We start from the raw sequence: 22,670 nt of genomic DNA on the forward strand, positions 1-22,670 counted from the left end.
ACCAATCTGCCATAACAGCGAAGCATACTCAATGTGTACGGAAGCCGCACAGTTGAAACTTTGAACTACGAGTGCGGTCGAACAATCGGGAACAAAACTGTCTCTCGAATTGACAGACCGGTCAATGTCATCAACAACCGGTCGATACCCATTCCCGTTCCGGTACATGGCGGCATCGCATACTCGAGTGCGGCAAGGAAATCCTCGTCGAGCACCATGGCTTCGTCGTCGCCGGCGGCCGCGGCACGCGCTTGCGCGGCGAACCTCTCGCGCTGCACCACGGGGTCATTCAATTCGGAGTACCCGGTGGCCAGTTCGACACCACGCACATACAGATCCCACTTCTCGGTGACACCCGTGATGCTGCGGTGCTGACGCGTCAAAGGCGTTGTCTCGACTGGGAAATCCCTTACGAACGTGGGAGCGGTGAGGGTATTGCCCACCGTGTGCTCCCACAGTTCCTCGATGATCTTTCCGTGTCCATAGCCACGGTCGGCGGGAATCTCCACGCCGAGCCGATCGGCGATCGCGAGGAGTCGTTCGACGGACGCCTCAGGCGTGATCTCTTCGCCGAGCGCCGACGACAGCGACGGGTACATTTGTATCGACGCCCATTCCCCGTCTATGTCGTAGACACTGCCGTCGGGCAGCGGTAGTTGTCGGGTTCCGATCGCCTCGTCGGCAACCTCTTGAATAAGCTCGCGCGTCACAACTGCCGAATCGTCATAGGTTCCGTACGCCTGGTACGTCTCCAGCATGGCGAATTCAGGAGAATGGGTGGAATCCGCACCTTCGTTTCGGAACACTCGATTTAGTTCGAAAACCCGGTCGAAACCACCCACGACGCACCGCTTGAGGAACAGTTCTGGTGCGATCCTCAAGTAGAGATCGATGTCGAGTGCATTGGAATGTGTGATGAAGGGCCGCGCGGCCGCGCCGCCGGCCAGCGTCTGCAACATTGGGGTTTCGACTTCGAGAAACCCGCGCCGCTCCAATGCGTTGCGGATGGCGCGGACGACGGCGATCCGCTGCCGCGCCACGGTGCGCGCCTGGGGGCGCACGATCAGGTCGACGTAGCGCTGCCGCACCCGCGCCTCTTCGCTCATGTCCTTGTGCGCGACGGGCAGCGGACGCAGCGACTTGGACGCCATCTGCCAGGAGTCGGCCAGCACCGACAATTCGCCGCGCCGTGAGCTGATCACGGTGCCGTGCACGTAGACGATGTCACCCAGGTCGACGTCGGCCTTCCACGCGTCGAGGGATTGCTGGCCGACTTTGTCGAGGCTGATCATCACCTGCAGGCTGGTGCCGTCGCCCTCCTGCAGCGTGGCGAAGCAGAGTTTGCCGGAGTTGCGGGCAAAGATCACCCGGCCGGCGACGCCGACGAGGTCGTCGGTCGCGGTGTCGACGGGCAGATCGGGATGGGCGGCACGGACCTGGGCGAGCGTGTGGGTGCGTTCGACGGCGACCGGGTAGGGGTCGTGCCCCTCGGCGAGCAGCCGAGCGCGCTTATCGCGGCGGATTCGGTACTGCTCGGGAATATCCAGATCGTCGGCACTCACGACGTGCCAGCTTAAAGGACCGGGCTTGGAGGCCGCGCCGACGGCTTTGCCTGCGCGCTGCGGCGAGACGCCGCAGCGTCAGCGCGCCGTCTTCAGCCGGCCGCGCTGGGCGTCGCGGTTGCGTTCGAAGATCAGCCGCAGCCCGTGCAGGGTCAGGTGCTGGTCGTAGTGGCTGACGGTCTGCAGCTCGGGCAGCAGCAGCGGCGCGGTGTGGCCGGTGGCGATGATGGCGACGTCGTCGCCGGCAAAGCCGTCCACGTCCTCGCGGATGCGACCCACCAGGCCGTCGACCAGCCCGGCGAAACCGAACACCGCGCCCGCCTGCATGCATTCGACGGTGTTCTTGCCGACCACGGAACGGGGGCGGGTCAGCTCCACCCGGCGCAGCGCGGCCGAGCGGGCCGCGGCGGCGTCCGAGGACACCTGCAATCCGGGCGCGATCGCGCCGCCGAGGAATTCACCCTTGCCCGACACGACGTCCACGCAGATCGAGGATCCGAAGTCGATCACGATGGCGGGGCTGTTGAAGCGGTGAAATGCCGCCAGGCAGTTGACGATTCGGTCGGCACCGACTTCCTTGGGGTTATCGACCAGCAGCGGGATGCCGGTGCGCACCCCGGGCTCGATCAGCACATGCGGCACCTTCGGCCAGTACTGGTCGAGCATCAGCCGCACCTCGTGCAGCACCGAGGGCACGGTGGACAGCGCGGCGGCGCCGGTGAGCCGTTCGGAGTCCTCACCGATGAGGCCGTCGATGGTCAGCGCCAATTCGTCGGCGGTGATCTCCGCTTCGGTGCGAATCCGCCATTGCTGCACGACGTTTGCGTGCTCCTTGGAGCCCGTTATCAACCCGACGACGGTGTGGGTGTTACGGACGTCGATCGCGAGCAGCACGGCTACCGCGCAACGATCCGGGGATCCAGTAGTTCGGCCGCGTCGGCGGGCACGAATGCCGGATCGTTGCCGAGGTCGATCGGCTTGTTGTCGGCGTCGACGAACACGATCCGCGGCTGGTACGCCCGCGCCTCCGCCTCTTCCATGGTGCCATAGGCGATCAGGATCACCAGGTCGCCTGGGTGGACGAGATGCGCTGCCGCACCGTTGATTCCGATCACACCGCTGCCGCGCTCACCGGTGATCGCGTAGGTGACCAGCCGGGCGCCGTTGTCAATGTCGACGATGGTGACCTGTTCGCCCTCGAGCAGGTCCGCGGCGTCCATCAGATCGGCGTCGATGGTCACCGAGCCGACGTAGTGCAGGTCGGCCTGCGTGACGGTGGCGCGGTGGATCTTCGACCTGAGCATCGTCCGTAACATCAATTCCTCCAAGGTGATTGGGCGTATTCGTGGTGCCCGTCCGGCCCAGCGGTGCCGGCGGGCGTTTCGATCAGCATTTCGATGTTGTCCAGCAGCCTGGTGGTGCCCAGCCGCGCCGCGACCAGCAGCCGGGCCGAACCGTTGGCGGGCGCCGGGCCGAGACCGGCGTCGCGCAACTCGAGGTAGTCGACCGTGAGGTCGGGCACGGCGTCGAGCACCGCGCGCGCGGCGGCCAGCGCGGCCGCGCCGCCGTGGTGCGCGGCGTGCGCGCCGGCGGTCAGCGCGGCCGAAAGTGTCACGGCCAGCTCGCGTTGCACGGGGTTCAGGTAGCGGTTGCGCGACGACATCGCCAGGCCGTCGGATTCCCGGACGGTCGGCACACCGATCACCTGTGCGTCGATGTTGAGGTCGGCGACCATCTGCCGAACCATCACCAACTGCTGATAGTCCTTCTCGCCGAAGAAGATCCGGTCCGGTCGCACGATCTGCAGCAGCTTGCACACGACGGTGAGCATCCCGGCGAAATGGGTGGGCCGGACGGCGCCCTCCAGCTCGGCGGCCAGCGGGCCCGGCTGCACGGTGGTGCGCAGACCCTCGGGATACATCGCGGCGGCCGTTGGGGTGAAGACGATCTCGACGCCCTCGCCGCGCAGCAGTGCGACGTCGTCGTCCAGGGTCCGCGGATAGGCGTCGAGGTCCTCACCGGCGCCGAACTGCAGCGGGTTGACGAAGATCGACACCACCACCACGGCGCCCGGCACCCGCTTGGCCGCGCGCACCAACGCCAGGTGCCCGGCGTGCAGTGCGCCCATGGTGGGCACCAACATCACCCGGCGCCCGGTGTGGCGCAGCGCGCGGCTGACGTCGGCGACGTCGCGCGGGGCGGAGTAGACGTTGAGTTCGCCCGCCGTGAAGGCCGGGGCTTGCCGGGGCTCATGGCGCCAGAACCTCCACCACTTCCTGGGGCGCGTGCGCGCGCTGGGCGGTCCGCAGGGCGTTCACCCGGTACGCCTGCGCCAACTCCGGGCCGACCCGGCCCAGCGCGGCCAGATGCCCGGCGACCGCGGCCGCATCGCCACGGGCGACCGGACCCGTGAGCGCGGCCTGCCCGCGTTGCAGGGTGTTCTCCAGCGCGGCCCTGGCCAGCGGCCCGATGATCCGTTCGGCGATGCCGCCCGGTTGGTCGTCGACGGACTGTTGGCCGAGCAGTTCGCTGCCACGCAGCGCGGCGCGCAGCGCGTCGAGCGCGTCGGCGAGCACCGTCACCAGGTGGTTGCCGGCGTGAGCCAGCGCGGCGTGGTACAGCACGCGGGCGTCCTCGGCGACGCAGAACGGTTCGCCGCCCATCTCCAGGACCAGCGATTGCCCGATCGCGTACCCGATCTCGTCGGCGGCGGTGACGCCGAAGCAGGAATCCGCCAGCCGGCTGATGTCTTCGTCGGAGCCGGTGAACGTCATCGCCGGGTGGATCGCCAGCGGAATGCAGCCGTCCTGGGCCAGCGGCTCGAGAATGCCGATCCCGTTGGCGCCGGACGTGTGGACCACGATGGTTCCGGGCCGCACCGCCGACGTGGCGGCCAACCCGGACACCAGGCCGGCGAGTTCGCTGTCGGGCACCGCGAGCAGCAACAGCTCGGCACCGGCCGCCACATCCGGCGGCGTCGCCACCGGCGTATCGGGCAGGCGGCGTTGCGCGCGCTGCCGCGACGCATGGGAGATGGCGCTACACGCCACCACGACATGGTCCGCGCGCTCCAGCGCGACTCCGAGGGCGGTGCCGACCCTGCCGGCCGAGATGATTCCCACCTTGAGCCGAGCGGGGCGCAGACCGTCGAACTGCACCATCGCAGACGACCTCACAGATATCTTGTTTCGTTCCGGTCCCACCTCGTGGGTACCGTTCGGTCACTACGACTGTAGTCGATTACCAGGCATTACCCAATGTGAGGAAGCTCCCAGCTCAGCCTTCGCGACGACGACGCCTGCCGCCCTCGGAGGGCTGCACCTGCAAGCGGGCCAGCAGGTCGGCCACCGACTGGCCGCCCGTCGAGGTGCCATCCCGCCGGCCATCGGGTTCCTCTTGCTCGGCGTCACCGCCGTGCCGCGGCGCCTCATCCGGGGCGGGTGGCGGCGCCAGGCGCGGTGGCGGGGCGCACCGGCGGACGGGCCCGGGTGCATCGGGGAGCCGGCGGCGGGGCGGCGGCGTCGCGGCGGCCGGCGGGGCGGCGCGGCGCCGGGCTGCGGTCCGGCGGGCGGCTCGTTGCCGGGCGAGAAGTTGCGGACTCCGTAGTCGCGGTATTCCGCCGAGTGGCGCGACCGCGCCCGGCGACCGGAATCGCCGTACGGCGCAGGCGGTACCGGCTCGACCGGCAGCCCGTCCCAGGCCTCGTCGACGCCCGAATGCCGGGCACGCCGCCGTCCACCGGTGGAATCCGTGGGGGCATCGGCGCCGGCCCAATTGCTGCCCGGGGCGCCTGGCGGCAACCACTGGCCTTCCGCGGCGGCCGGCTGCCAGCCCTGCCCCGGCCACTGCGCCTGGGGCTGTCGCTGCGGTTCCGGCTCGGGTGCGGGCTCGGGTCGCGGTGCGGGCTCCGGCTGCGGCTCCGGCTGGAACTGGGCCGCGGGCGCGGGTGGCGGTTGGTGGCGGGGCTCGAAGCGCGGCTCCGCCGGTCCGGAATACGAGGGCTCCTGGGCGTACGAGGGCTCCTCGGCATATGAGGGCTCCTCGGCGTACGCGGGGTCCGCTGCCGGTTCGTACTGGTGCCGGACCCGCTCCCGTCGGGGTGGCGGCTGCTGTCGGGGGGGAATCAGCGGTTCCTCGGGCACGTCGATGATGGCGTCGTCCGCACGGCCGGCGTTGTCCGGCGGCACCGACGTCACCCGGTCGCTGGGCACCCAATCGACCGGGGTGTCCCGGGGGTTCTCGCCGTTGCGATCCCATTCGCTGTACGCGCGCTCCGGTTGCGGCTCGGCCTCGGGGGTGCCGCCGAGGGCCGGGCGGTGCGCGAGGTCGGTGTCGAACAGGATTTCCAGGCTGGTCCGCAGCGCGGAAAGTTCCGCGCGCAACTCGGCCAGATCGTCGGCGGCCTGGGCGCGCAGCTCAGAGGCCAGCTCGCGGCGCAGCTGGGACTCGACGGTCAGCTCGTATTCGCGCCGGGCCGAGATCTCCCGGTCCAGCTGTAGGTCGTAAACCAGTTTGAGGTCGCGGACGCGGGACTGATCGGCGTCGCTCTGGCGCCGATAGAGCACGGAGACGAAGGCGCCGGCGACTGCGGCCCACAGCGCCAGGATTACAGCGAGCTTGAGGAGTTCCACCCGATTGGTGAAAACCAATGCGGAACTGGCCCCCATCGCGAGGACGAGCAACGCGGTCAAGAGCACCCACCCCGGCCTGCGGCCGCCGCGCCGGACCCGGGCGCCGCGGGACAGAACGGTCATGGCCTGAGAGTACCTGCGCGAGGTCGTTCCGCGTGTCGCGCGGCTCCGGCGATTCTCGCGCGGGTTAGCGGCGGCGTCACCGGCAGAGTTGATCGGCCGCCCACCGCCGGCAATCGCGGCGACCGGCTAGGTTTCCGCGCCCTCGCCGTGCTCAGTCGAATCCGGCGGTGATTTGCAGCAATGTTGCAGCCACAGCGCGGCGATCAGCAGCGCCAGCGCGCTGACGGCGGCGACCACGGCCCCCGAGGTGTCCTCGGCGGCGGCCCGCAACCAGGACTTGCGCGGCAGGAAGTACACCAGGATGCCCACCCACCAGCCCAGCATCACCGCACCCACCCAGGCCGAGGCCTTGGCCACAATCAGGCTGCGCGCCACCGCCAGCGGGTGCAGCCAGCCCGGACCGGACCCGATCTCGCCCGCGCTGATCCTGGCCCGCACGTAGCGCGCCCACAGCGCCTCGACGATGGCCACCGCCAGCAGCGACAGGCCGGTCCACACCGTGATCGGCGGAAACCACCGGTAGAGGCCCTTGACCAGCAGATATCCCACAATGGCTGCGGCGACCACCGCGGCGGTCAGGTCACGCTTGCGGGTGGGGCCCATCAGGCCGTCGACCCCTGATCGCCCGGCGGCTTCCCGTCGCGCCGAAGCGTCAGGCCGGTCGGGCGCACGCCGTCGCGGTCGGCCGCTTCCAGCTGGGCCAGGAGGCCGGCGGCCGGTTGCGACCCGTCGGCCAGCGTCAGCCGCGCGTCCGGGTCGACATCCAGCCACGGGATGAGCACGAACGCGCGCAGGTGGGCCAGCGGGTGCGGCAACGTCAGGTTGTTCTCCCGGGAGATCACCTCGGTGGCGCCGTAGCAGGCGATCAGGTCGACGTCGAGGGTGCGCGGGCCCCAGCGTTCGCCGCGCACGCGGCCCGCCGCCCGCTCGAACTCCTGCGCGCGGCGCAGCCAGCCCTGCCCGTCGCACGCCGGATCGTCGGCGATCAGCACCGCGTTGAGGAACGGCGCCTGGTCCACCCGGCCCCAGGGGTCGGTCTCGTACACCGGCGACACGGCGAGCACCTTCTCCCCCAGCCCGTCGACGACCGACTGCAACCGCGCCAGCCGGTCGCCCAGGTTGGAGCCGATGGACAGCACGACGCGCGTCATACCGACCCGCCCGCCGGGACCACCCAACCGCGGCCGCCGCGGCGCGACCGTCGCACCACCACCGCGACGTCGGCGAACTGCTGGGGGATCGGAGCCTGGGGCTTGTGCACCACCACCTCGACGGCGTGCACGCGTTCGTCGTCCATCACCTGGTCGGCGATCTGGGCTCCGACGGTTTCGATCAGATTGCGCGCAGGGCCGGCGACCACGTCGGCGGCCAACCGGGCCAGCGCGCCGTAGTCGTAGGTGTCGGCCAGGTCGTCGCTGGCGGCCGCGTCGGCGAGGTCGATCCACACCGTGATGTCGACGACGAAGTCCTGACCGTTGGCGCGCTCGTGGTCGAAAACCCCGTGTTGGCCGCGAACCTTCAATCCGCGCAACTCGATTCGATCAGCCATTGTCTCCAGCCAGTTCCGTGTGCGACCCGTCGGTCCAGGCCGCTACGACCTTGAGGGCGTCGACCGTGGCCCGCACGTCGTGCACGCGCACCCCCCAGGCCCCGTTCAGCGCGGCCAGCGCGGACACCACCGCGGTGGCCGTCTCACGCCTATCGGGCGGTCGCGGCGAACCGTCGGCCCCGGCTAACAACGTACCGAGGAAGCGTTTGCGCGATGCACCCAGGAGCACCGGGACGCCGGTGGCCACCAGCTGCGGCAGCGCATGCAGCAGCGCCCAATTGTGTTGTCCCGTCTTGGCGAATCCCAGCCCGGGATCGATCATCAGCCGGTCGGGGTCGACACCGGCGGACACCGCGGCGTCGACGCCGGCCAGCAGCTCGTCGCGCACCTCGGCGACCACGTCGCCGTAGTGCGGCACCGCGTGCGGCCGCTCGGCCGACACCGACCGCCAATGCATCAGCACCCAGGGCACTTTCGCCTCGGCCAGCAGCGGCGCCATCGCGGGATCGGCGCGGCCGCCGGACACGTCGTTGACGATCCGCGCTCCAGCGCACAGCGCCGCCCGTGCAACGTCGGCGTGCATGGTGTCGATGCTGACGGTGATACCTTGCGCTGCAAGCTCTTTGACGACGGGAACGACCCGGGACGTCTCGACGCCAGGATCGATCCGGGTGGCGCCGGGCCTGGTCGACTCTCCGCCGACGTCGACGATGTCGGCGCCGTCGGCGACCAGGGCCAGACCCCGCGCCACGGCCTTGCCGGGGTCGAGATAGCGGCCGCCGTCGGAGAACGAATCGTCAGTGACGTTCAGGACTCCCATTACCTGCACAGGCGCCAGACTCACTTACGCAGGATCAGGTCGAGCGCTTCGGCTCGAGACGCCGCGTTGGTTTTGAACAGCCCGCGCACCGCGGAGGTGGTGGTGACCGCCCCCGGCTTGCGGACGCCGCGCATCGCCATGCACAGGTGCTCGGCCTCGACCACGACGATCACGCCGCGCGGATTGAGCTTCTTCACCAGGGCGTCGGCGATCTGGCTGGTGAGCCGCTCCTGCACCTGGGGCCGCTTGGAATACAGGTCGACCAGCCGCGCGATCTTGGACAGGCCGGTGACCCTGCCGTCGTTGCCCGGGATGTAGCCGACGTGGGCCACGCCGTGGAACGCCACCAGGTGGTGCTCGCACGTGGAGTACAGCGGGATTTCCTTGACCAGCACCAGCTCGTCGTGGTCCTCGTCGAACATGGTGTTCAGCACGCTGTCGGGATCGGTGTAGAGCCCGGCGAACATCTCGCGGTAGGCGCGCGCGACGCGCGCCGGAGTCTCCCGCAGGCCGTCCCGGTCGGGGTCTTCACCGATCGCGTGCAGCAACTCGCGGACGGCCGCCTCGGCGCGCTCCTGATCGAACGCCCGCGTCGTGGGCATCGCGGTATGCGGCAGCGCCATCGAATCCTCCGTTTGCTCAGCCGTGAGCCGGCGGGTTGGACCGGCTTACGTCCTCATCCTGCCGGTCGGGCTGGGCGCCTTCCGGGGCGGGTTGTCCGGGCGGCGGATACGGCGGATACGGCGGATAGGCGGGATGGGGCTGACCGGGGTGGCCCGCGCCGCCCTGCGGCCCGGGGTAGCTTTGCTGACCGCCCTGGTGGCCCTGCTGCCCGGGATAGCCCTGCGGGCCCGGGTAGCCGCGGGCCGGCTGCTGCCAGTAGGGCGGCTGCGCCGGCGGGTGCCAGTAGTTCGGCTGTTGTTGCTGCGGCGGCCATCCGGGCGCCCGCCAGCCGGCCGGGGCGCCGTAGTCGGGCTGGGTCGGCCCCTGTTGCTCCCCTTGACGGTTACCGCCGCCTTGGGCGCCATGAGAACCGTTGCCGCCGTTGGCGTTCCGGTCGGCCTCCAGCCGGGCGGCGGCAGCGGCCTCGCTGGCCCGCGCGATGGCCGCCTTGAAGGCGGGCTCGGGGGTCGGCGGTGGCCACGGCTCGCCGCGCTCGATGGCCAGCTCGCCCGGCGTCTTGATCGGCGGCTTGTCCGACGGGATGCGGCCGCCGAAATCGTCGAACATGGTGAGCCTGGGCCGCTTTTCGACCCCGGAGAAGATGCCCTCGAGCTCGGCCCGGTGCAGGGTCTCCTTCTCCAGCAGTTGGCCCGCCAGGGTGTCGAGTATGTCGCGGTACTCGGTGAGGATCTCCCACGCCTCGGTGTGGGCGGCCTCGATGAGCTTGCGAATCTCGTCGTCGATGTCGCGGGCGACCTCGTGCGAGTAATCCGCCTGCGTCCCCATGGTGCGGCCCAGGAACGGGTCGCCGTGCTCCGAACCGTATTTGACCGCGCCGAGTTTGGAGCTCATCCCGAATTCGGTGACCATCGCGCGGGCGATCTTGGTGGCCTGCTCGATGTCGGACACCGCGCCGGTCGTCGGCTCGCGGAAAACCAGTTCCTCGGCGGCGCGCCCGCCCATCGCGAACACCAACTGCGCGATCATCTCCGAGCGGGTCCGCAGGCCCTTGTCTTCCTCCGGCACCGCCACGGCGTGCCCGCCGGTGCGCCCACGCGCCAGGATCGTCACCTTGTAGATCGGCTCGATGTCGGGCATCGCCCAGGCCGCCAGGGTGTGTCCACCTTCGTGGTAGGCGGTGATCTTCTTTTCCTGCTCGCTGATGATCCGGCCCTTGCGGCGCGGGCCGCCGATCACCCGGTCCACCGCCTCCTCGAGCGCGGCGCTGGTGATGACGGTGCCGTTCTCCCGGGCGGTCAGCAGCGCGGCCTCGTTGATGACGTTGGCCAGGTCGGCGCCGGTCATGCCGACGGTGCGCTTGGCCAGACCGGCGAGGTCGGCGTCCGGGCCGATCGGCTTGCCCTTGGAGTGCACCTCCAACACCGCTTTGCGGCCCGCCAGGTCCGGGTTGGAGACCGGGATCTGGCGGTCGAAGCGGCCGGGGCGCAGCAGCGCCGGGTCCAGGATGTCCGGCCGGTTGGTGGCGGCGATCAGGATGACGCCGGCCCGCGGGTCGAATCCGTCCATCTCGACCAGCAACTGGTTCAGCGTCTGCTCGCGCTCGTCGTGGCCGCCGCCCAGGCCCGCGCCGCGCTGGCGGCCCACGGCGTCGATCTCGTCGACGAAGATGATGCAGGGGTTGTTCTGCTTGGCCTGGTCGAACAGGTCACGCACCCGGGACGCGCCGACGCCGACGAACATCTCGACGAAGTCGGAGCCCGAGATCGTGAAGAAGGGGACGCCGGCCTCCCCCGCGACCGCGCGGGCCAGCAGCGTCTTACCGGTGCCCGGCGGGCCGTAGAGCAGCACGCCCTTGGGGATCTTGGCGCCCAGCGCCTGGTAGCGGCCGGGATTCTGCAGGAAGTCCTTGATCTCGTAGAGCTCCTCGACCGCCTCGTCGACGCCCGCGACGTCGGCGAACGTGGTCTTCGGCATGTCTTTGGAGAGCTGTTTGGCGCGCGACTTGCCGAAGCCGAAGCCCATCCGGGCGCCGCCCTGCATGCGGGAGAACATCACGAACAGCCCCACCAGCAGCAGCAGCGGCAGGACGTAGACCAGCAGCTCGCCCAGGATGCTGCCCTGGTTGACGACCGTGCTGACCTTGGCGTTCTTGGCGCTCAGCGCGTTAAACAGGTCGACCGCGTAGCCGCTGGGGAACTTGGTGATGACCTTGTCGGAATTGTCGGTGTCACCGTTGCCCTTTTTCAGGGTCAGTCGCAGTTGCTGTTCGCGGTCGTCGATTTGAGCGCTTTTGACGTTGTCGCCGTTGATCTGGGACATTGCCACGGACGTGTCGACGGGCTTATAGCCGCGGGTGTCGTCGCTGAAGTAGAAGAACGACCAACCGAGCAGCACCACGACAGCAATTGCCGTGATGGTGCGAATCACGTTTTTCCGGTTCATCAATCATCGGCCTTAGCGGCCAGGTCCTTCCCCGATATACACGCAGCTGAAAAAGTCCAGGCTACCGCTAGCGGCGATCGCCAGCTCCGGCAGAGCCGGGGCGCAGCGGGTCGCCGCCATTGTGTCCGCGGCGATCGCCAGCTCCGGCAGAGCCGGGGCGCAGCGGGTCGCCGCCGTCTCTTCAGTTAACGACCGGCAGTTCCCGGCTGCTCGTAATACCGGGCCTCGACCACGTTTCCGTCCGGGTCGGCGAAGTAGTACCCCTGCGGGGCCCATCCGCGCGCGCCGAAGCTCCGGTTCAGCCGCGCGCGGGTATCCACGCCTTCGGCCTGCAGCCGCCGATCCAGCGCGTCGTATTCGGCCTTCGCCAGCGCCAGGCACACGTGATTGACCGGGTGGCCGGCGCTGCCCTCGCTGCGCGTCAAAGTCTCGGTCGCCGAAATGGCGTCGGTGGGCATCAAGTCGATGATGGAGTCCGCACAAATCCGCACGCTCGGGAACGGCGCGTCGCCGGCTTCGAATTCGGCGAACCGCACCGGTTCCAGCCCGACGACGCGGGTGTAGAAGTCCATCGACACCCGAGGGTTCCTCGTCCAGAGCACCACGTGGTCCAAGCGCATCGCATCGAGTATTCCCGCCGTCCGCCGACTTGATCGCCAACCCCGCGCGGGCGACGCCAAACCGATTCGGGCCTTCTCAGCCAGCAAGCGTTGTGCTTTGGTGGGACGGTGCCCCCAACCGAACGGTTAGTAGAGACCAATGGTGCGCGGTTACGGGTGATCGAGGCGGGCGACCGCGGCGCACCGGTGGTGCTCCTGGCGCACGGCTTCCCAGAACTGGCCTACTCCTGGCGTCACCAGATACCCGTCCTCGCCGACGCCGGCTACCACGTGCTGGCGCCCGATCAGCGCGGCTACGGCGGTTCGGACCGTCCGGACTCCGTCGACGCCTACGACATTCACCAGCTGACCGCCGACCTGGTCGGGCTGCTCGACGACGTCGGCGCGCAGCGCGCCGTGTGGGTGGGGCACGACTGGGGTGCCGCCGTGGTGTGGAACGCCCCGCTGCTGCACCCGGACCGGGTCGCGGCCGTCGCGGCGATGAGTGTGCCGGTGACGCCGCGCCCGCGCGTCGCGCCGACGACGGCGTGGCGCAAGACCTTCGGCGAGAACTTCTTCTACATCCTGTATTTCCAGGAGCCCGGCGTCGCCGACGCCGAATTGAACGCCGATCCCGCCCGGGTGATGCGGCGCATGATGGGCGGCCTACGGACGTCCGGCGACAAGGCCGCGGCGCTGCGGATGGTGGCGCCCGGTCCGGAAGGCTTCATCGAGCGGCTGCCCGAACCCGACGGCCTGCCGGACTGGATAAGCCAGGACGAACTCGACCACTACATCGCCGAGTTCACCCGCACCGGCTTCACCGGCGGCCTGAACTGGTATCGCAATTTCGACCGCAACTGGGAGACCACTCCCGAACTCGACGGCGCGAAGATCTCGGTCCCGTGCCTGTTCATCGGCGGCACGGCCGATCCCGTCCTGTCGTTTACCCGCACCGACCGCGCGGCCGACGCGATCTCGGGCCCGTACCGACAGGTGATGATCGAGGGCGCCGGGCATTGGCTGCAGCAGGAGCGCCCCGACGAGGTGAATGCGGCCTTATTGGAATTCCTCAACGGATTGGAGCTGTAATGAGCGCGCCCCTGCGTTTCGGTGTCTTTATCACCCCGTTCCACCCCATCGGCCAATCCCCCACGGTCGCATTGGAATACGACATGGAACGCGTCGTCGCGCTGGATCGGCTCGGATTCGACGAGGCGTGGTTCGGCGAACACCACTCGGGGGGCTACGAGCTGATCGCGTGCCCGGAAGTCTTCATCGCGGCGGCGGCGGAGCGGACCAAGCACATCCGGCTGGGCACCGGCGTGGTCTCGCTGCCCTACCACCACCCACTCATGGTCGCCGACCGCTGGGTGCTGCTCGACCACCTGACCCGCGGCCGGGTGATGTTCGGCACGGGGCCCGGCGCGCTGCCGTCGGACGCCTACATGATGGGCATCGACCCCATCGAGCAGCGCCGGATGATGCAGGAATCGCTCGAGGCGATCCTGGCGCTGTTCCGCGCCGCACCCAGTGAACGCATCGACCGGCACTCCGACTGGTTCACCCTGCGTGACGCGCAGCTGCACATCCGGCCCTACACCTGGCCTTACCCCGAAATATCCACGGCGGCAATGATTTCACCGTCAGGACCCCGGCTGGCCGGCGCGCTCGGCACCTCGCTGCTGTCCCTGTCCATGTCGGTGCCGGGCGGCTACGCGGCGCTGGAGACCACCTGGGACGTGGTCCGCGAGCAGGCGGCCAAGGCGGGGCGGGAGGAGCCGGACCGCGGCGACTGGCGCGTGCTGAGCATCATGCACATCGCGGACAGCCGAGAGCAGGCCATCGACGACTGCACCTACGGGCTGCAGGATTTCGCGAATTACTTTGGCGCCGCTGGATTTGTGCCGCTGGCCAACAGCGTGGAAGGCAGCCAGACGCCGCACGAGTTCGTCGCCGACTATGCGGCCAAGGGAAATTGCTGCATCGGCACCCCGGACGACGCCATCGCCCACATCGAGGACCTACTCGACCGCTCCGGCGGCTTCGGCACCCTGCTGATGCTCGGCCACGATTGGGCCTCGCCGCAGGCGACGTACCACAGCTATGACCTGATGGCGCGCAAGGTGATTCCCCATTTCAAACGGCAGCTCGAAGCGTCCCGCTCGTCGCACGACTGGGCCAAGGGCAAGCGTGATCAGCTGATCGGCCGGGCCGGCGAGGCCGTCGTCAAGGCCATCACCGAGCACGTCGACGAGCAGAAAGACGCGGTGCACTGATGCGTGCGGCGGTGTTGCGGGACGGCCGGATGGTCTATCGGGACGACGTGCCCGACCCGATACCCGAGACCGGCCAGGTGCTGGTGGGCGTGCGCGCGTGCGGAATCTGCGGGTCCGACCTGCATTTCGCCGCCTACGGCGCGCAGGTGCTGGAAATGAGCGATCGGGTGGCCGGCGGGTCGGGGGCCATGCACGTCGACCTGGACCATGACATCTTCATGGGTCACGAGTTCAGCGCCGAGATACTCGAAGCCGGCCCCGACACCGAGACCCATCCGCCCGGCACGCTGGTCACATCGTTGCCGGTGCTGTTGTCCGCCAAGGGCGTCGAGCCGATCGTCTACAGCAACAGCACGGTCGGCGGCTACGCCGAACGGATGCTGCTGTCGGCGCCGTTGCTGCTGCCCATCCCCAACGGCCTGGACTTCAAACACGCCGCCCTCACCGAGCCGATGGCGGTCGGGCTGCACGCGGTCAACAAGTCCAATGTGGCGCCCGGCGAGACCGCCCTGGTGCTCGGCTGCGGCCCGATCGGGATCGCGATCATCGCCGCCCTGCGCGCGAAGGGCGTGGAAACGATTGTGGTGTCTGACTTTTCGCCGCGACGACGGGAACTCGCCACGGCCATGGGCGCCCATCAGACGCTGGACGCGGCGCAGGGTTCACCCTTCGACGCCGTCAAGCCCGCGGTGGTGTTCGAGGCGGTCGGCGTGCCCGGCATCATCGACGACGTGCTCCTTCGGGCGCGGCCGGGCACCCGCCTGGTGGTCGCCGGCGTGTGCATGCAGCCCGACACCGTGCACCCCTTCTTCGCGATCGCCAAGGAGATCAACGTGCAATTCGTGCTCGCCTACACGCCCGAGGAGTTCGGCGATTCGCTACGCGCGCTGGCCGAGGGCGAGATCGACGTCAGGCCGCTCATCACCGGCGAGGTCGGCCTCGACGAGGTCGGCACGGCGTTCGACGACCTCGCCGACCCGGAGCGGCACTGCAAGATTCTCGTCACGCCCTGAAGGCTGTCGGTCAGCCGCGTATAATCGAACGTATGTTCGACTTGCCGGATCGCCCCTCCTGCCTGCTGGAGGTGATCGAGTCCACCCACCGGGAGGAGTCGATCCTGGTCGCGCGCCGGCTGGCGGCGGTGGCGGCGTTGCTCCGGCATCGCGTTGCGGCCGCCGAGCGACCCGACCGGGAGTACGCGGAGATCGTCGGCTTCGAGCAGACCGCCGCCGAGGTCGCCGCGGCGATGAACCTCTCCCCCATGGCCGCCAGCTACCTGGTGTCCTACGCGGAGGCGCTCGATGTCAGGCTGCCCAACATCGCGGCCCTGTTGGCAGCGGGCCGAACGGATTGGCGCACAGTGCGATTGATCATCGGCCGCACCGATCTGGTCACCGACGAAGCGCTGATCGCCAAGCTTGACCGTTCGCTGGCCGAGCGCATCGGCAACTGGCACGGCTGGTCCAGGCAGCGCATCGTCAACGCCGTCGACGCGGCCGTGCGAACCGCCGATCCCGACGCCGCCCGCGAGCGCCGCCTGGCCGCCGAGGACCAACGTTGCATCGGGATCAGCGCCGCGGCCGACGGGATGGCCGAGGTGCACGGATCGGTCGCGGCCTCGGCCGCCGTCGCCTTCGATCGACGGCTGTCCCAGCTCGCCAAGCAGGTGTGCCCGGCGGACCCGCGAACCATGGATCAGCGACGAGCCGACGCGTTGGGGGCGCTGGCCGAAGGCCGTGAATTGGCCTGTGCCTGTGGGCAAGCGGACTGCCCGGTCCGGGTGGGCGCCCACGATCGCGACGACGATCGGCCGGGCGCGCGCGTCGTCATCAACGTGGTGGCCGGCGAGCGGACCGTCCAAGACGACGGGGCCGAACCCGGCTATCTGGAGGGCTATGGCGTCATCGACGCCGAGCAGGTGCGCCGATTGGCCGCCGCGGCATCGGTACTCGTCGCCAACCCGGTGACCAGCCCGGCCGAAGCGCTGCGCTATCAACCGTCAGCGGCCCTGGAGCGGGCGGTTCGATGCCGGGATCTGACCTGCCGCTTCCCAGGATGCAGCCGCCCCGCGGTGGTCTGCGACCTCGACCACACGATTCCGTTCAACCACCAGAACCCGGCGGCTGGCGGACCGACCACCGCGGGCAACCTCAAATGCCTCTGCCGTCAACATCATCGGCTGAAGACGTTCGGCGGGTGGCGCGACCAACAGCTTCCCGACGGCACGGTGGTGTGGACGTCGCCGAGCGGGCGGGTCTATCGGACCTCGCCGGCCGGGGCCGACCTGTTCCCGCAGCCGCGCGCCCCGGCCTGCGCGACGCCCGCCCCGCAACGACGGGCCAGATCGCAACACCGCAGCGCACGCATCGCCCGGGCCCGCAAGCACAATCGCGAGCAACGGCCGATCAACGAGGCCCGGATGCTGCTCGAGCAAGCGCGCAAGGAAGAGATCTCGTCGCGCAAGTTCCGAAACCATATGCGCGACATGCTCTTTCTGTTCAAGGGGACACCGAGCACCAGCCCCTACTGCACCTGGGTGAATGATCCTCGAGAGCCCGAGGAGTTGCCGCCCGATTGGCGGCCCGATGATCCGGTTCTGCAACCGCTGCAAGACGATCCGCCCTTCTGATGCCTCAGCCACCCGCCGGGGGTTGCGCGATCACGGTGGGCTTGAAACCGTAACGGGGAGTGACGAAGTGAGCACCGGCGCTGCGTCCGACCCCGGCCGGCACCATCGGCACCCCACCCACCGCGTTGGTGGCACGCTCAATGGCACCTGCAGACGCGGCGCCATTGAGCGCCGCGGCGACCGCGGGCGCCGTGGGTGCCGCGCTCACCCAGGCCGCCGGTACCGACGGCCCACCGACCGATGCCGCCTTGCGGACGGCCCCGCCGATCGCGCCGATCGTGCCCAGGCCAGCCCCCGAAACGGCGGCGGGAGCAATGGATTCGGCGGCTTTGGCGACGCCCTCGGCCGCCGACTTCGCTGGCGCACAGAACGATTCGCGTCGACAACCGGCCCGCCGGCCGTGCCGTCACGACACGGACGACGCGGGGGCACGCTGGGGAGAAATCCATCCCACAAAAGGCGTCCCAGCGGCTAGGGTGCCAGGCATGCCGGTCGCAAGGAACGCCTCGAAGTTCATCCGCCCATCGATCGCCGTGGCCGCGGCCGGCCTGGCGGTCGCGGCGATCTCGGCGTGCGACAAACACAACCCGCCGCAGTCCGGGGCGGGCCCGCGCCAGGTCACGGTCGTGGGCACCGGTCAGGTGCAGGGCGTCCCGGACACCCTGACCGCCGACGTCGGCATCGAGTTCACCGCGCCCGACGTCACCACCGCGATGAACCAGACCAACGACCGTCAACAGGCCGTCATCAACGCACTGACCGGCGCCGGCGTCGACCGCAAGGACATCAGCACCACCGAGGTCACCCTGTCGCCGGAATACAACAACCCCGGGCCCAGCGGCACCGCCGCCATCACGGCGTACCGCGCCACCAACGGCATCGCGGTCAAGATCCACCCGACGGACGCCGCGTCGCGCCTGCTGGCCCTCATCGTCGGCACCGGCGGCGACGCCACCCGGATCAAGTCCGTGCGCTATTCCATCGCCGACGATTCGCAGCTGGTGAAGGACGCCCGGTCGCGGGCCTTCAACGACGCCAAGAGCCGCGCCGACCAGTACGCCCAGCTGTCCGGGCTCCGGCTGGGCCGGGTGCTGTCCATCTCGGAAGCCACCGGCAACCCCCCGCCGCCGGTCGGTGCGCCGCGGGCCATGCCGTCGATGGTTCCGCTGGAGCCGGGCCAGCAGACGGTGAACTTCTCGGTGACCGCGGTGTGGGAGCTGGACTGAGCCCGCTGGCGGCGACCCGCCGCCAGCCCGATGGCGGCGACCCGCCGCCAGCCCGATGGCGGCGCCTACTGCTGGTAGACCCTGGGGTCCAGGGTGCCGATGTAGGACAGGTCGCGGTAGCGCTCGTCGTAATCGAGGCCGTAGCCCACGACGAAGTCGTTGGGGATGTCGAAGCCCACGTAGGCGATATCGACGTGCGCGCCCTGCGCGTCGGGCTTGCGCAGCAGCGTGCACACCCGCAGTGACCGCGGGTGCCGCGTCTTGAGGTTGCGCAGCAGCCAGGACAGCGTCAGGCCGGAGTCGACGACGTCCTCGACGATCAGCACGTCGCGGCCCTCGATATCGCGGTCCAGGTCCTTGAGGATCCGCACCACGCCCGAGGAGGACGTGGATGAACCGTAGGAGCTGACCGCCATGAATTCGAACTGCGTGGGCAGCGGGATCGCGCGGGCCAGGTCCGTGACAAAGATCACAGCGCCCTTGAGCACGGTGATCAGCAGCAGGTCCTGCCCGGTCTCGGTCGCGGCGTCGCGGTAGCCGTCGCCGATTTCACGGCCGAGTTCGGCGATTCGCGCCTGAATTTGCGCGGACGTCAGCAGGACAGACTTGATATCCCCGGGGTACAGCTCCCCGGGTTGGGCTGGGGTGATCGCCGAGGAGATCTGGGCCACGCCCACAGAGTGCCACGACGACGGGCGAATAACCAACGGCAGCCCCGGTAACTAGCGGATCGGTTTACCCACCGGCTCGCGCCACAGCGTCAGCACGCCGTCGCGGCGGCCCGCGAACAATCGCTCATCGGACAGCGACGAGCCGACCGCCACGCCGCCCTGCCCGTGCCAGCCGGTCACCAGGGCGTCGACACCGCGAATCTGCTTGTCGGTCAGGTTCGTTGCGCCGCCGGCCAACAACCAGGCCCGGATCACCCGCCGTCGCACCGGGGGTCCAGCGTCGCCAGCGCCTGCACCCGCAGGCCGGAGTCCGCCTTGGCCCCGGGCAGCGCCCGGGCCGCCAGCGCGTCGATCAGCTCGGAGTCCTCCCGCAGCGATGTCGCGGTGCGGGTCAGCGCCTCGGCCACGCCACCGCCGAGCACGTCCTCCAAGAGCGGCAGCACCTCGGTGCGCAGCCGGGTCCGGGTGAACCTGCGGTCGGCGTTGTGCGGATCCTGCCAGGGGCTCAGCCCCAGCTCCGCGCAGGCGGCGTGGGTGGTGGCGCGGCGCACCTCCAGCAACGGCCGGCACCACGGCGGGTCGTAGGGGCGCATCCCGGCGATCGAGCGCACCCCGGACCCACGGCCCAGACCCAGCAGCACCGTCTCGGCCTGGTCGTCGAGCGTGTGGCCCAGCAGCACCGGGCCGGTGTGATAGGCGCTCAACGCGGCGTAGCGGGCCGCGCGGGCCGCGGCTTCGGGACCGCCCTGGTTGCCCACCTGCACCCGGACCACTTGAGCCCCAACGCATCCCAACTCGACGGCCTGGGCTCGAGCGGTCTCGGCGACGGCGGCGGAGTCGGATTGCAGGCCGTGGTCGACGATCACCGCCGTGGTGGGCCGCAGCTGGGCCGCCACCGCGGTCAGGGCCAGGGAATCGGGACCGCCGGACAGCGCCACGCACCACTGTTCGACGGTGACCAGGTGGGTCTCGACGAACGCCTCGACAGCGGCGCGCAGCCGGCCTACAGCACCCGGTCGATCCACCGCTGGGGTTCTCCGATCTCGGTGGGCAGCGGCAGCGTGTCGGGGCCCGTCCAGATGGCGTTGAACCGGGCCATCCCCACCTGGCCGACCACGTGGTCGACGAACGCCTTGCCGCGGGTGTACTGGCTGAGCTTGGCGTCGAGCCCCAACAGCGCGCGCAACAACCGCTGCAGCGGGGGCTGCTTGCGGTGGCGGCGCTCGTCGAACCGGCGGCGGATGGTGGCCACCGACGGCACCGCCATCGGCCCGACGGCGTCCATGACGTGGTCGGCGTGGCCCTCCAGCAGGGTGCCCAGCACCAGCAGTTGGTCCAGCGCCTGGCGCTGCGGTTCGGACTGCACCGCGCGCACCAGCCCGAGGATGCCCGACGAGTTGGCGTCGGATTCTGACGTCCCGACGCCGCGGTTGCGGGCGTAGTCGGCGAGCCGGCCCATCACCTGGCCCATGTCCTCGCCGGCGTCGCGGGTGAGCAGGCAAAGCGCCTCCGACATGTAGTCGGGCAGCCACGGGTTGGCGGTGAACTGCACGCGGTGGGTCACCTCGTGCAGGCACACCCACAGCCGGAAATCGGACGGCTCGATCCGAAGCTGCCGCTCGACGGCGATGACGTTCGGATACACCAGCAGCAGGCAGCCGGTTCTGGCCCCGTCGTTGGCCGCGAACGGGTCGTATTGGCCGAGAATCCCCGAGGACACGTAGGCCAGGACGGCGCCGGTCTGCGCGCCGGTGACACGGCCGGTGAGAAAGCCGCGCGGCTTCTCGGCGCCGTTCATCATCACCCGCATCGATTCGGTGGCCGCACCGATCCAGTCCGGGCGGTCGACGACGCGCGCGGCAGGCACCCGGCCCTTGTCGACGCCATCGGTGACCAGGCCGGTGACGTCACGCACCAGCGGTTCGGCCTTGGTGGACGCGGCGGCGAGTTCGTCGATCACCTGGCGGCGGGTGTAGTCGCTGGCCGGCGGGCCCGGCCGGGCCAGCCGCCGCCCGACAGTGGCCGCGAACTGCCAGTCGACGGCGGTACCCAGCGTCAGGTCCGGCGACGGCGTCATGAGCACCCGCAGGACCACAACCGGGTCGCCAGGGCATCCATCACGTTGCGGCCGTTCGGGCCGGCGTTGTTGGAGATGAACGCGAAGGTGAGCACCCGGCCGCTGCGGTCGGTGAGCACCCCGGCCAGTGCGTTGATGCCGGTCAGCGAGCCGGTTTTGGCCCGCAGCCAGCCCGCCGGGCCCTGGGCCGTGGAGGCGTCGGTGAAGCGATCGGCCAGCGTCCCGCTGCCGGCGGCGATCGGGAGCAGGTCCAGCAGCGCCCGCAGCGACGGCTGGTCGGGCCCCGCCGCGGCCTGCAGGACGCCGTCGAGCGTCTTGGCCGTCAGCCGGTCGTCGACGGAGAGCCCACTGGAGTCCAGCAGCGCCACACCCGCGGTGTCGACGTGCGCGGTGGTCAGCCGGTTGGTCACCGCGTCGGCGGCGCCGGCGAAGCTGCGCGGCCGGTTGATGGCGGCCGCCACCTCGCGGGCGATGCTTTCGGCCAGCACGTTGTCGGAGTGGTCCATCATCTCGGACAGCCGCTGGACCAGCGGCGCCGACTGCACGACAGCCAGCTGCCGGGCGCCCGACGGCGCGGTGGCGGTCGTCACCGCGTTCGGGTCCAGGCCCAGCGCCTTGGCCAGTTCGCGGCCGGCGTCCAGCGCCGGGGTCCGGGACCGCCGCGAGTTGACCGTCGACGGCTGGATGCGTCCGGCGTCGATCATCACCGACTCGATCGGGGCGATGTCGCCGTTGTCGACGTCGGCGAGGTCCCAGCCCTGCGCCATCGTCGGCCCGCTGAACGCGGAGGTATCCACCTGCACCGAGGTCGGCGTCACCCCGCTGCGGCGGATCTGTTCAACGAGGTCGGACAGGCGCGCCGATCCCCGGTACCAGGTGGGGACGTCGGGCGGCGCCGCCGACAGCACCGGATCACCGGCGCCCACCAGCACGACGGGGCCCTGCGCGTTCTGGCTGCCGGCCACCACGCGGGTGCTGATCCGGGCCTGGCGGTCCAGCGTCAGCAAGGCCGCGGCCGCCGTGAGCACCTTGTTGGTCGACGCAGGCACCAGCGGCATGTCGTCGCCCACCTGCCACAGCTCTTTTCCGGTGATGGCGTCGGTAACCCGTCCGCCCAGCCGGCCCAGGTTGGGGTCGCCCGCCACCGGCGCCAGCATCGCGGCGACGCCGGGTCCGCTGGGTAGCTCGGCGGTATCGCTCACCGGCACCATGCCGGGCTTCACCGTCGGGGCGTGCGGGGGCGGTATCGGGGCATGCGCGCTGTTGGCGCCGTGTCCGGTCGTGGTGAAAAACGCTGCCGCCACCACGACGGCGGCGACAAACGCCAGCACGCCCAACCCGATGAACACTGGGGTGGATTTTTGCCAGCGAGTACGGGCCATCACTCTCCTGACTGTCTGGACCCATTCTGCCGAATCGGCGGAGATGCGCTCGACTA

At 69.9% G+C, this 22,670-nt stretch carries 21 protein-coding genes and 2 pseudogenes; 5 read left to right on the top strand and 18 right to left on the bottom strand.

Going from position 1 to position 22,670, the window contains the following annotated elements; all coding sequences use genetic code 11:
- Positions 1 to 65: 65 nt before the first annotated feature.
- From lysS to B9D87_RS16760, 13 genes and pseudogenes are all read right to left on the bottom strand, one after another.
- A complete protein-coding gene (gene lysS / locus B9D87_RS16700; RefSeq protein ID WP_007772319.1) occupies positions 66 to 1,562 on the bottom strand; it encodes a lysine--tRNA ligase in 1,497 nt (498 codons plus the stop codon).
- A 78-nt stretch (positions 1,563 to 1,640) separates the two neighbouring features.
- The gene (locus B9D87_RS16705) at positions 1,641 to 2,456 is read right to left on the bottom strand and encodes a type III pantothenate kinase (RefSeq protein WP_007772318.1); all 816 of its coding nucleotides are present in this window, start codon (positions 2,454 to 2,456) and stop codon (positions 1,641 to 1,643) included.
- Between the two features lie 2 nt (positions 2,457 to 2,458).
- On the bottom strand, positions 2,459 to 2,878 hold the full coding sequence (panD, locus tag B9D87_RS16710; RefSeq protein WP_007772317.1) for an aspartate 1-decarboxylase: 420 nt from the start codon (positions 2,876 to 2,878) through the stop codon (positions 2,459 to 2,461).
- A pseudogene (gene panC / locus B9D87_RS16715) lies at positions 2,878 to 3,798 on the bottom strand (pantoate--beta-alanine ligase); the annotation flags it as partial. The gene panD and the pseudogene panC, both read right to left, overlap by 1 nt.
- 13 nt (positions 3,799 to 3,811) lie before the next feature.
- Positions 3,812 to 4,723, bottom strand: coding sequence for a Rossmann-like and DUF2520 domain-containing protein (locus tag B9D87_RS16720; protein ID WP_007772315.1), 912 nt, complete (start codon positions 4,721 to 4,723; stop codon positions 3,812 to 3,814).
- 63 nt (positions 4,724 to 4,786) lie between these two features.
- A complete protein-coding gene (locus tag B9D87_RS16725) occupies positions 4,787 to 6,316 on the bottom strand; it encodes a DUF6779 domain-containing protein (RefSeq protein ID WP_254425535.1) in 1,530 nt (509 codons plus the stop codon).
- Between the two features lie 126 nt (positions 6,317 to 6,442).
- Positions 6,443 to 6,919 carry a DUF3180 domain-containing protein gene (locus tag B9D87_RS16730; RefSeq protein ID WP_007772313.1) on the bottom strand — a complete coding sequence of 159 codons (477 nt, stop codon included), beginning with the start codon at positions 6,917 to 6,919 and terminating at the stop codon, positions 6,443 to 6,445.
- The gene (gene folK, locus B9D87_RS16735; RefSeq protein WP_007772312.1) at positions 6,919 to 7,467 is read right to left on the bottom strand and encodes a 2-amino-4-hydroxy-6-hydroxymethyldihydropteridine diphosphokinase; all 549 of its coding nucleotides are present in this window, start codon (positions 7,465 to 7,467) and stop codon (positions 6,919 to 6,921) included. Before folK ends, B9D87_RS16730 begins: the two co-directional genes overlap by 1 nt.
- Entirely contained in the window at positions 7,464 to 7,865 is a 402-nt protein-coding gene (gene folB / locus B9D87_RS16740) for a dihydroneopterin aldolase (protein WP_007772311.1), read from the bottom strand. The genes folK and folB overlap by 4 nt, the downstream gene beginning before the upstream one ends.
- The gene (folP, locus tag B9D87_RS16745; RefSeq protein ID WP_007772310.1) at positions 7,858 to 8,709 is read right to left on the bottom strand and encodes a dihydropteroate synthase; all 852 of its coding nucleotides are present in this window, start codon (positions 8,707 to 8,709) and stop codon (positions 7,858 to 7,860) included. The genes folB and folP overlap by 8 nt, the downstream gene beginning before the upstream one ends.
- Positions 8,706 to 9,308 (bottom strand): GTP cyclohydrolase I FolE, encoded by a 603-nt coding sequence (gene folE / locus B9D87_RS16750; protein ID WP_007772309.1) that lies wholly within the window; start codon positions 9,306 to 9,308, stop codon positions 8,706 to 8,708. The genes folP and folE overlap by 4 nt, the downstream gene beginning before the upstream one ends.
- Before the next feature lie 16 nt (positions 9,309 to 9,324).
- Entirely contained in the window at positions 9,325 to 11,751 is a 2,427-nt protein-coding gene (gene ftsH / locus B9D87_RS16755) for an ATP-dependent zinc metalloprotease FtsH (protein WP_007772308.1), read from the bottom strand.
- 185 nt (positions 11,752 to 11,936) lie between these two features.
- Positions 11,937 to 12,371 carry a VOC family protein gene (locus tag B9D87_RS16760; protein ID WP_040630639.1) on the bottom strand — a complete coding sequence of 145 codons (435 nt, stop codon included), beginning with the start codon at positions 12,369 to 12,371 and terminating at the stop codon, positions 11,937 to 11,939.
- A gap of 108 nt (positions 12,372 to 12,479) precedes the next feature.
- Here B9D87_RS16760 and B9D87_RS16765 point away from each other — a divergent pair, with 108 nt between their 5' ends.
- Genes B9D87_RS16765 through B9D87_RS16780 form a run of 4 tightly spaced genes read left to right on the top strand, consistent with a single transcriptional unit; the run spans position 12,480 to position 17,258 of the window.
- On the top strand, positions 12,480 to 13,442 hold the full coding sequence (locus B9D87_RS16765) for an alpha/beta fold hydrolase (RefSeq protein WP_085977825.1): 963 nt from the start codon (positions 12,480 to 12,482) through the stop codon (positions 13,440 to 13,442).
- Complete coding sequence (locus B9D87_RS16770) at positions 13,442 to 14,629, top strand: LLM class flavin-dependent oxidoreductase (RefSeq protein WP_007772305.1); 1,188 nt, start codon at positions 13,442 to 13,444, stop codon at positions 14,627 to 14,629. Before B9D87_RS16765 ends, B9D87_RS16770 begins: the two co-directional genes overlap by 1 nt.
- Complete coding sequence (locus B9D87_RS16775) at positions 14,629 to 15,642, top strand: zinc-binding dehydrogenase (protein ID WP_007772304.1); 1,014 nt, start codon at positions 14,629 to 14,631, stop codon at positions 15,640 to 15,642. Before B9D87_RS16770 ends, B9D87_RS16775 begins: the two co-directional genes overlap by 1 nt.
- Before the next feature lie 32 nt (positions 15,643 to 15,674).
- Positions 15,675 to 17,258 carry an HNH endonuclease signature motif containing protein gene (locus tag B9D87_RS16780; RefSeq protein WP_007772303.1) on the top strand — a complete coding sequence of 528 codons (1,584 nt, stop codon included), beginning with the start codon at positions 15,675 to 15,677 and terminating at the stop codon, positions 17,256 to 17,258.
- 4 nt (positions 17,259 to 17,262) lie between these two features.
- Here the strand turns inward: B9D87_RS16780 and B9D87_RS27540 are convergent, their stop codons facing one another.
- Entirely contained in the window at positions 17,263 to 17,466 is a 204-nt protein-coding gene (locus B9D87_RS27540) for a PPE family protein, SVP subgroup (RefSeq protein ID WP_052002524.1), read from the bottom strand.
- A gap of 277 nt (positions 17,467 to 17,743) precedes the next feature.
- On the opposite strand from B9D87_RS27540, the gene B9D87_RS16790 reads away from it, so the two are divergent.
- Complete coding sequence (locus B9D87_RS16790; RefSeq protein WP_007772301.1) at positions 17,744 to 18,484, top strand: SIMPL domain-containing protein; 741 nt, start codon at positions 17,744 to 17,746, stop codon at positions 18,482 to 18,484.
- Between the two features lie 65 nt (positions 18,485 to 18,549).
- Here B9D87_RS16790 and hpt read toward each other — a convergent pair whose 3' ends face one another.
- The 4 genes and pseudogenes from hpt to dacB form a co-directional block, all read right to left on the bottom strand.
- A complete protein-coding gene (gene hpt / locus B9D87_RS16795) occupies positions 18,550 to 19,161 on the bottom strand; it encodes a hypoxanthine phosphoribosyltransferase (RefSeq protein WP_007772300.1) in 612 nt (203 codons plus the stop codon).
- 45 nt (positions 19,162 to 19,206) lie between these two features.
- Positions 19,207 to 20,180 (bottom strand): annotated as a pseudogene (gene tilS / locus B9D87_RS16800) (tRNA lysidine(34) synthetase TilS).
- Positions 20,159 to 21,232: a zinc-dependent metalloprotease gene (locus B9D87_RS16805; RefSeq protein ID WP_007772296.1), complete on the bottom strand. Its 1,074-nt coding sequence runs from the start codon at positions 21,230 to 21,232 to the stop codon at positions 20,159 to 20,161. The pseudogene tilS and the gene B9D87_RS16805 overlap by 22 nt, the downstream one beginning before the upstream one ends.
- Positions 21,229 to 22,614 (bottom strand): D-alanyl-D-alanine carboxypeptidase/D-alanyl-D-alanine endopeptidase, encoded by a 1,386-nt coding sequence (dacB, locus tag B9D87_RS16810; RefSeq protein WP_085977824.1) that lies wholly within the window; start codon positions 22,612 to 22,614, stop codon positions 21,229 to 21,231. Before dacB ends, B9D87_RS16805 begins: the two co-directional genes overlap by 4 nt.
- Positions 22,615 to 22,670: the final 56 nt, after the last annotated feature.

It is taken from the genome of Mycobacterium colombiense CECT 3035 (assembly GCF_002105755.1).
Lineage (GTDB): Bacteria > Actinomycetota > Actinomycetes > Mycobacteriales > Mycobacteriaceae > Mycobacterium > Mycobacterium colombiense.

Excerpts from the sequence above, each read along its gene's own strand:
- B9D87_RS16730 (WP_007772313.1), bottom strand. The coding sequence starts at position 6,919 with ATGGGCCCCACCCGCAAGCGTGACCTGACCGCCGCGGTGGTCGCCGCA.
- B9D87_RS16770 (WP_007772305.1), top strand. The coding sequence starts at position 13,442 with ATGAGCGCGCCCCTGCGTTTCGGTGTCTTTATCACCCCGTTCCACCCC.
- B9D87_RS16725 (WP_254425535.1), bottom strand. The coding sequence starts at position 6,316 with ATGACCGTTCTGTCCCGCGGCGCCCGGGTCCGGCGCGGCGGCCGCAGG.
- B9D87_RS16720 (WP_007772315.1), bottom strand. The coding sequence starts at position 4,723 with ATGGTGCAGTTCGACGGTCTGCGCCCCGCTCGGCTCAAGGTGGGAATC.
- panD (WP_007772317.1), bottom strand. The coding sequence starts at position 2,878 with ATGTTACGGACGATGCTCAGGTCGAAGATCCACCGCGCCACCGTCACG.
- B9D87_RS16775 (WP_007772304.1), top strand. The coding sequence starts at position 14,629 with ATGCGTGCGGCGGTGTTGCGGGACGGCCGGATGGTCTATCGGGACGAC.
- B9D87_RS16760 (WP_040630639.1), bottom strand. The coding sequence starts at position 12,371 with ATGCGCTTGGACCACGTGGTGCTCTGGACGAGGAACCCTCGGGTGTCG.
- B9D87_RS16790 (WP_007772301.1), top strand. The coding sequence starts at position 17,744 with ATGCCGGTCGCAAGGAACGCCTCGAAGTTCATCCGCCCATCGATCGCC.
- B9D87_RS16805 (WP_007772296.1), bottom strand. The coding sequence starts at position 21,232 with ATGACGCCGTCGCCGGACCTGACGCTGGGTACCGCCGTCGACTGGCAG.
- B9D87_RS16780 (WP_007772303.1), top strand. The coding sequence starts at position 15,675 with ATGTTCGACTTGCCGGATCGCCCCTCCTGCCTGCTGGAGGTGATCGAG.
- folB (WP_007772311.1), bottom strand. The coding sequence starts at position 7,865 with ATGGCTGATCGAATCGAGTTGCGCGGATTGAAGGTTCGCGGCCAACAC.
- folK (WP_007772312.1), bottom strand. The coding sequence starts at position 7,467 with ATGACGCGCGTCGTGCTGTCCATCGGCTCCAACCTGGGCGACCGGCTG.
- folE (WP_007772309.1), bottom strand. The coding sequence starts at position 9,308 with ATGGCGCTGCCGCATACCGCGATGCCCACGACGCGGGCGTTCGATCAG.
- dacB (WP_085977824.1), bottom strand. The coding sequence starts at position 22,614 with ATGGCCCGTACTCGCTGGCAAAAATCCACCCCAGTGTTCATCGGGTTG.
- ftsH (WP_007772308.1), bottom strand. The coding sequence starts at position 11,751 with ATGAACCGGAAAAACGTGATTCGCACCATCACGGCAATTGCTGTCGTG.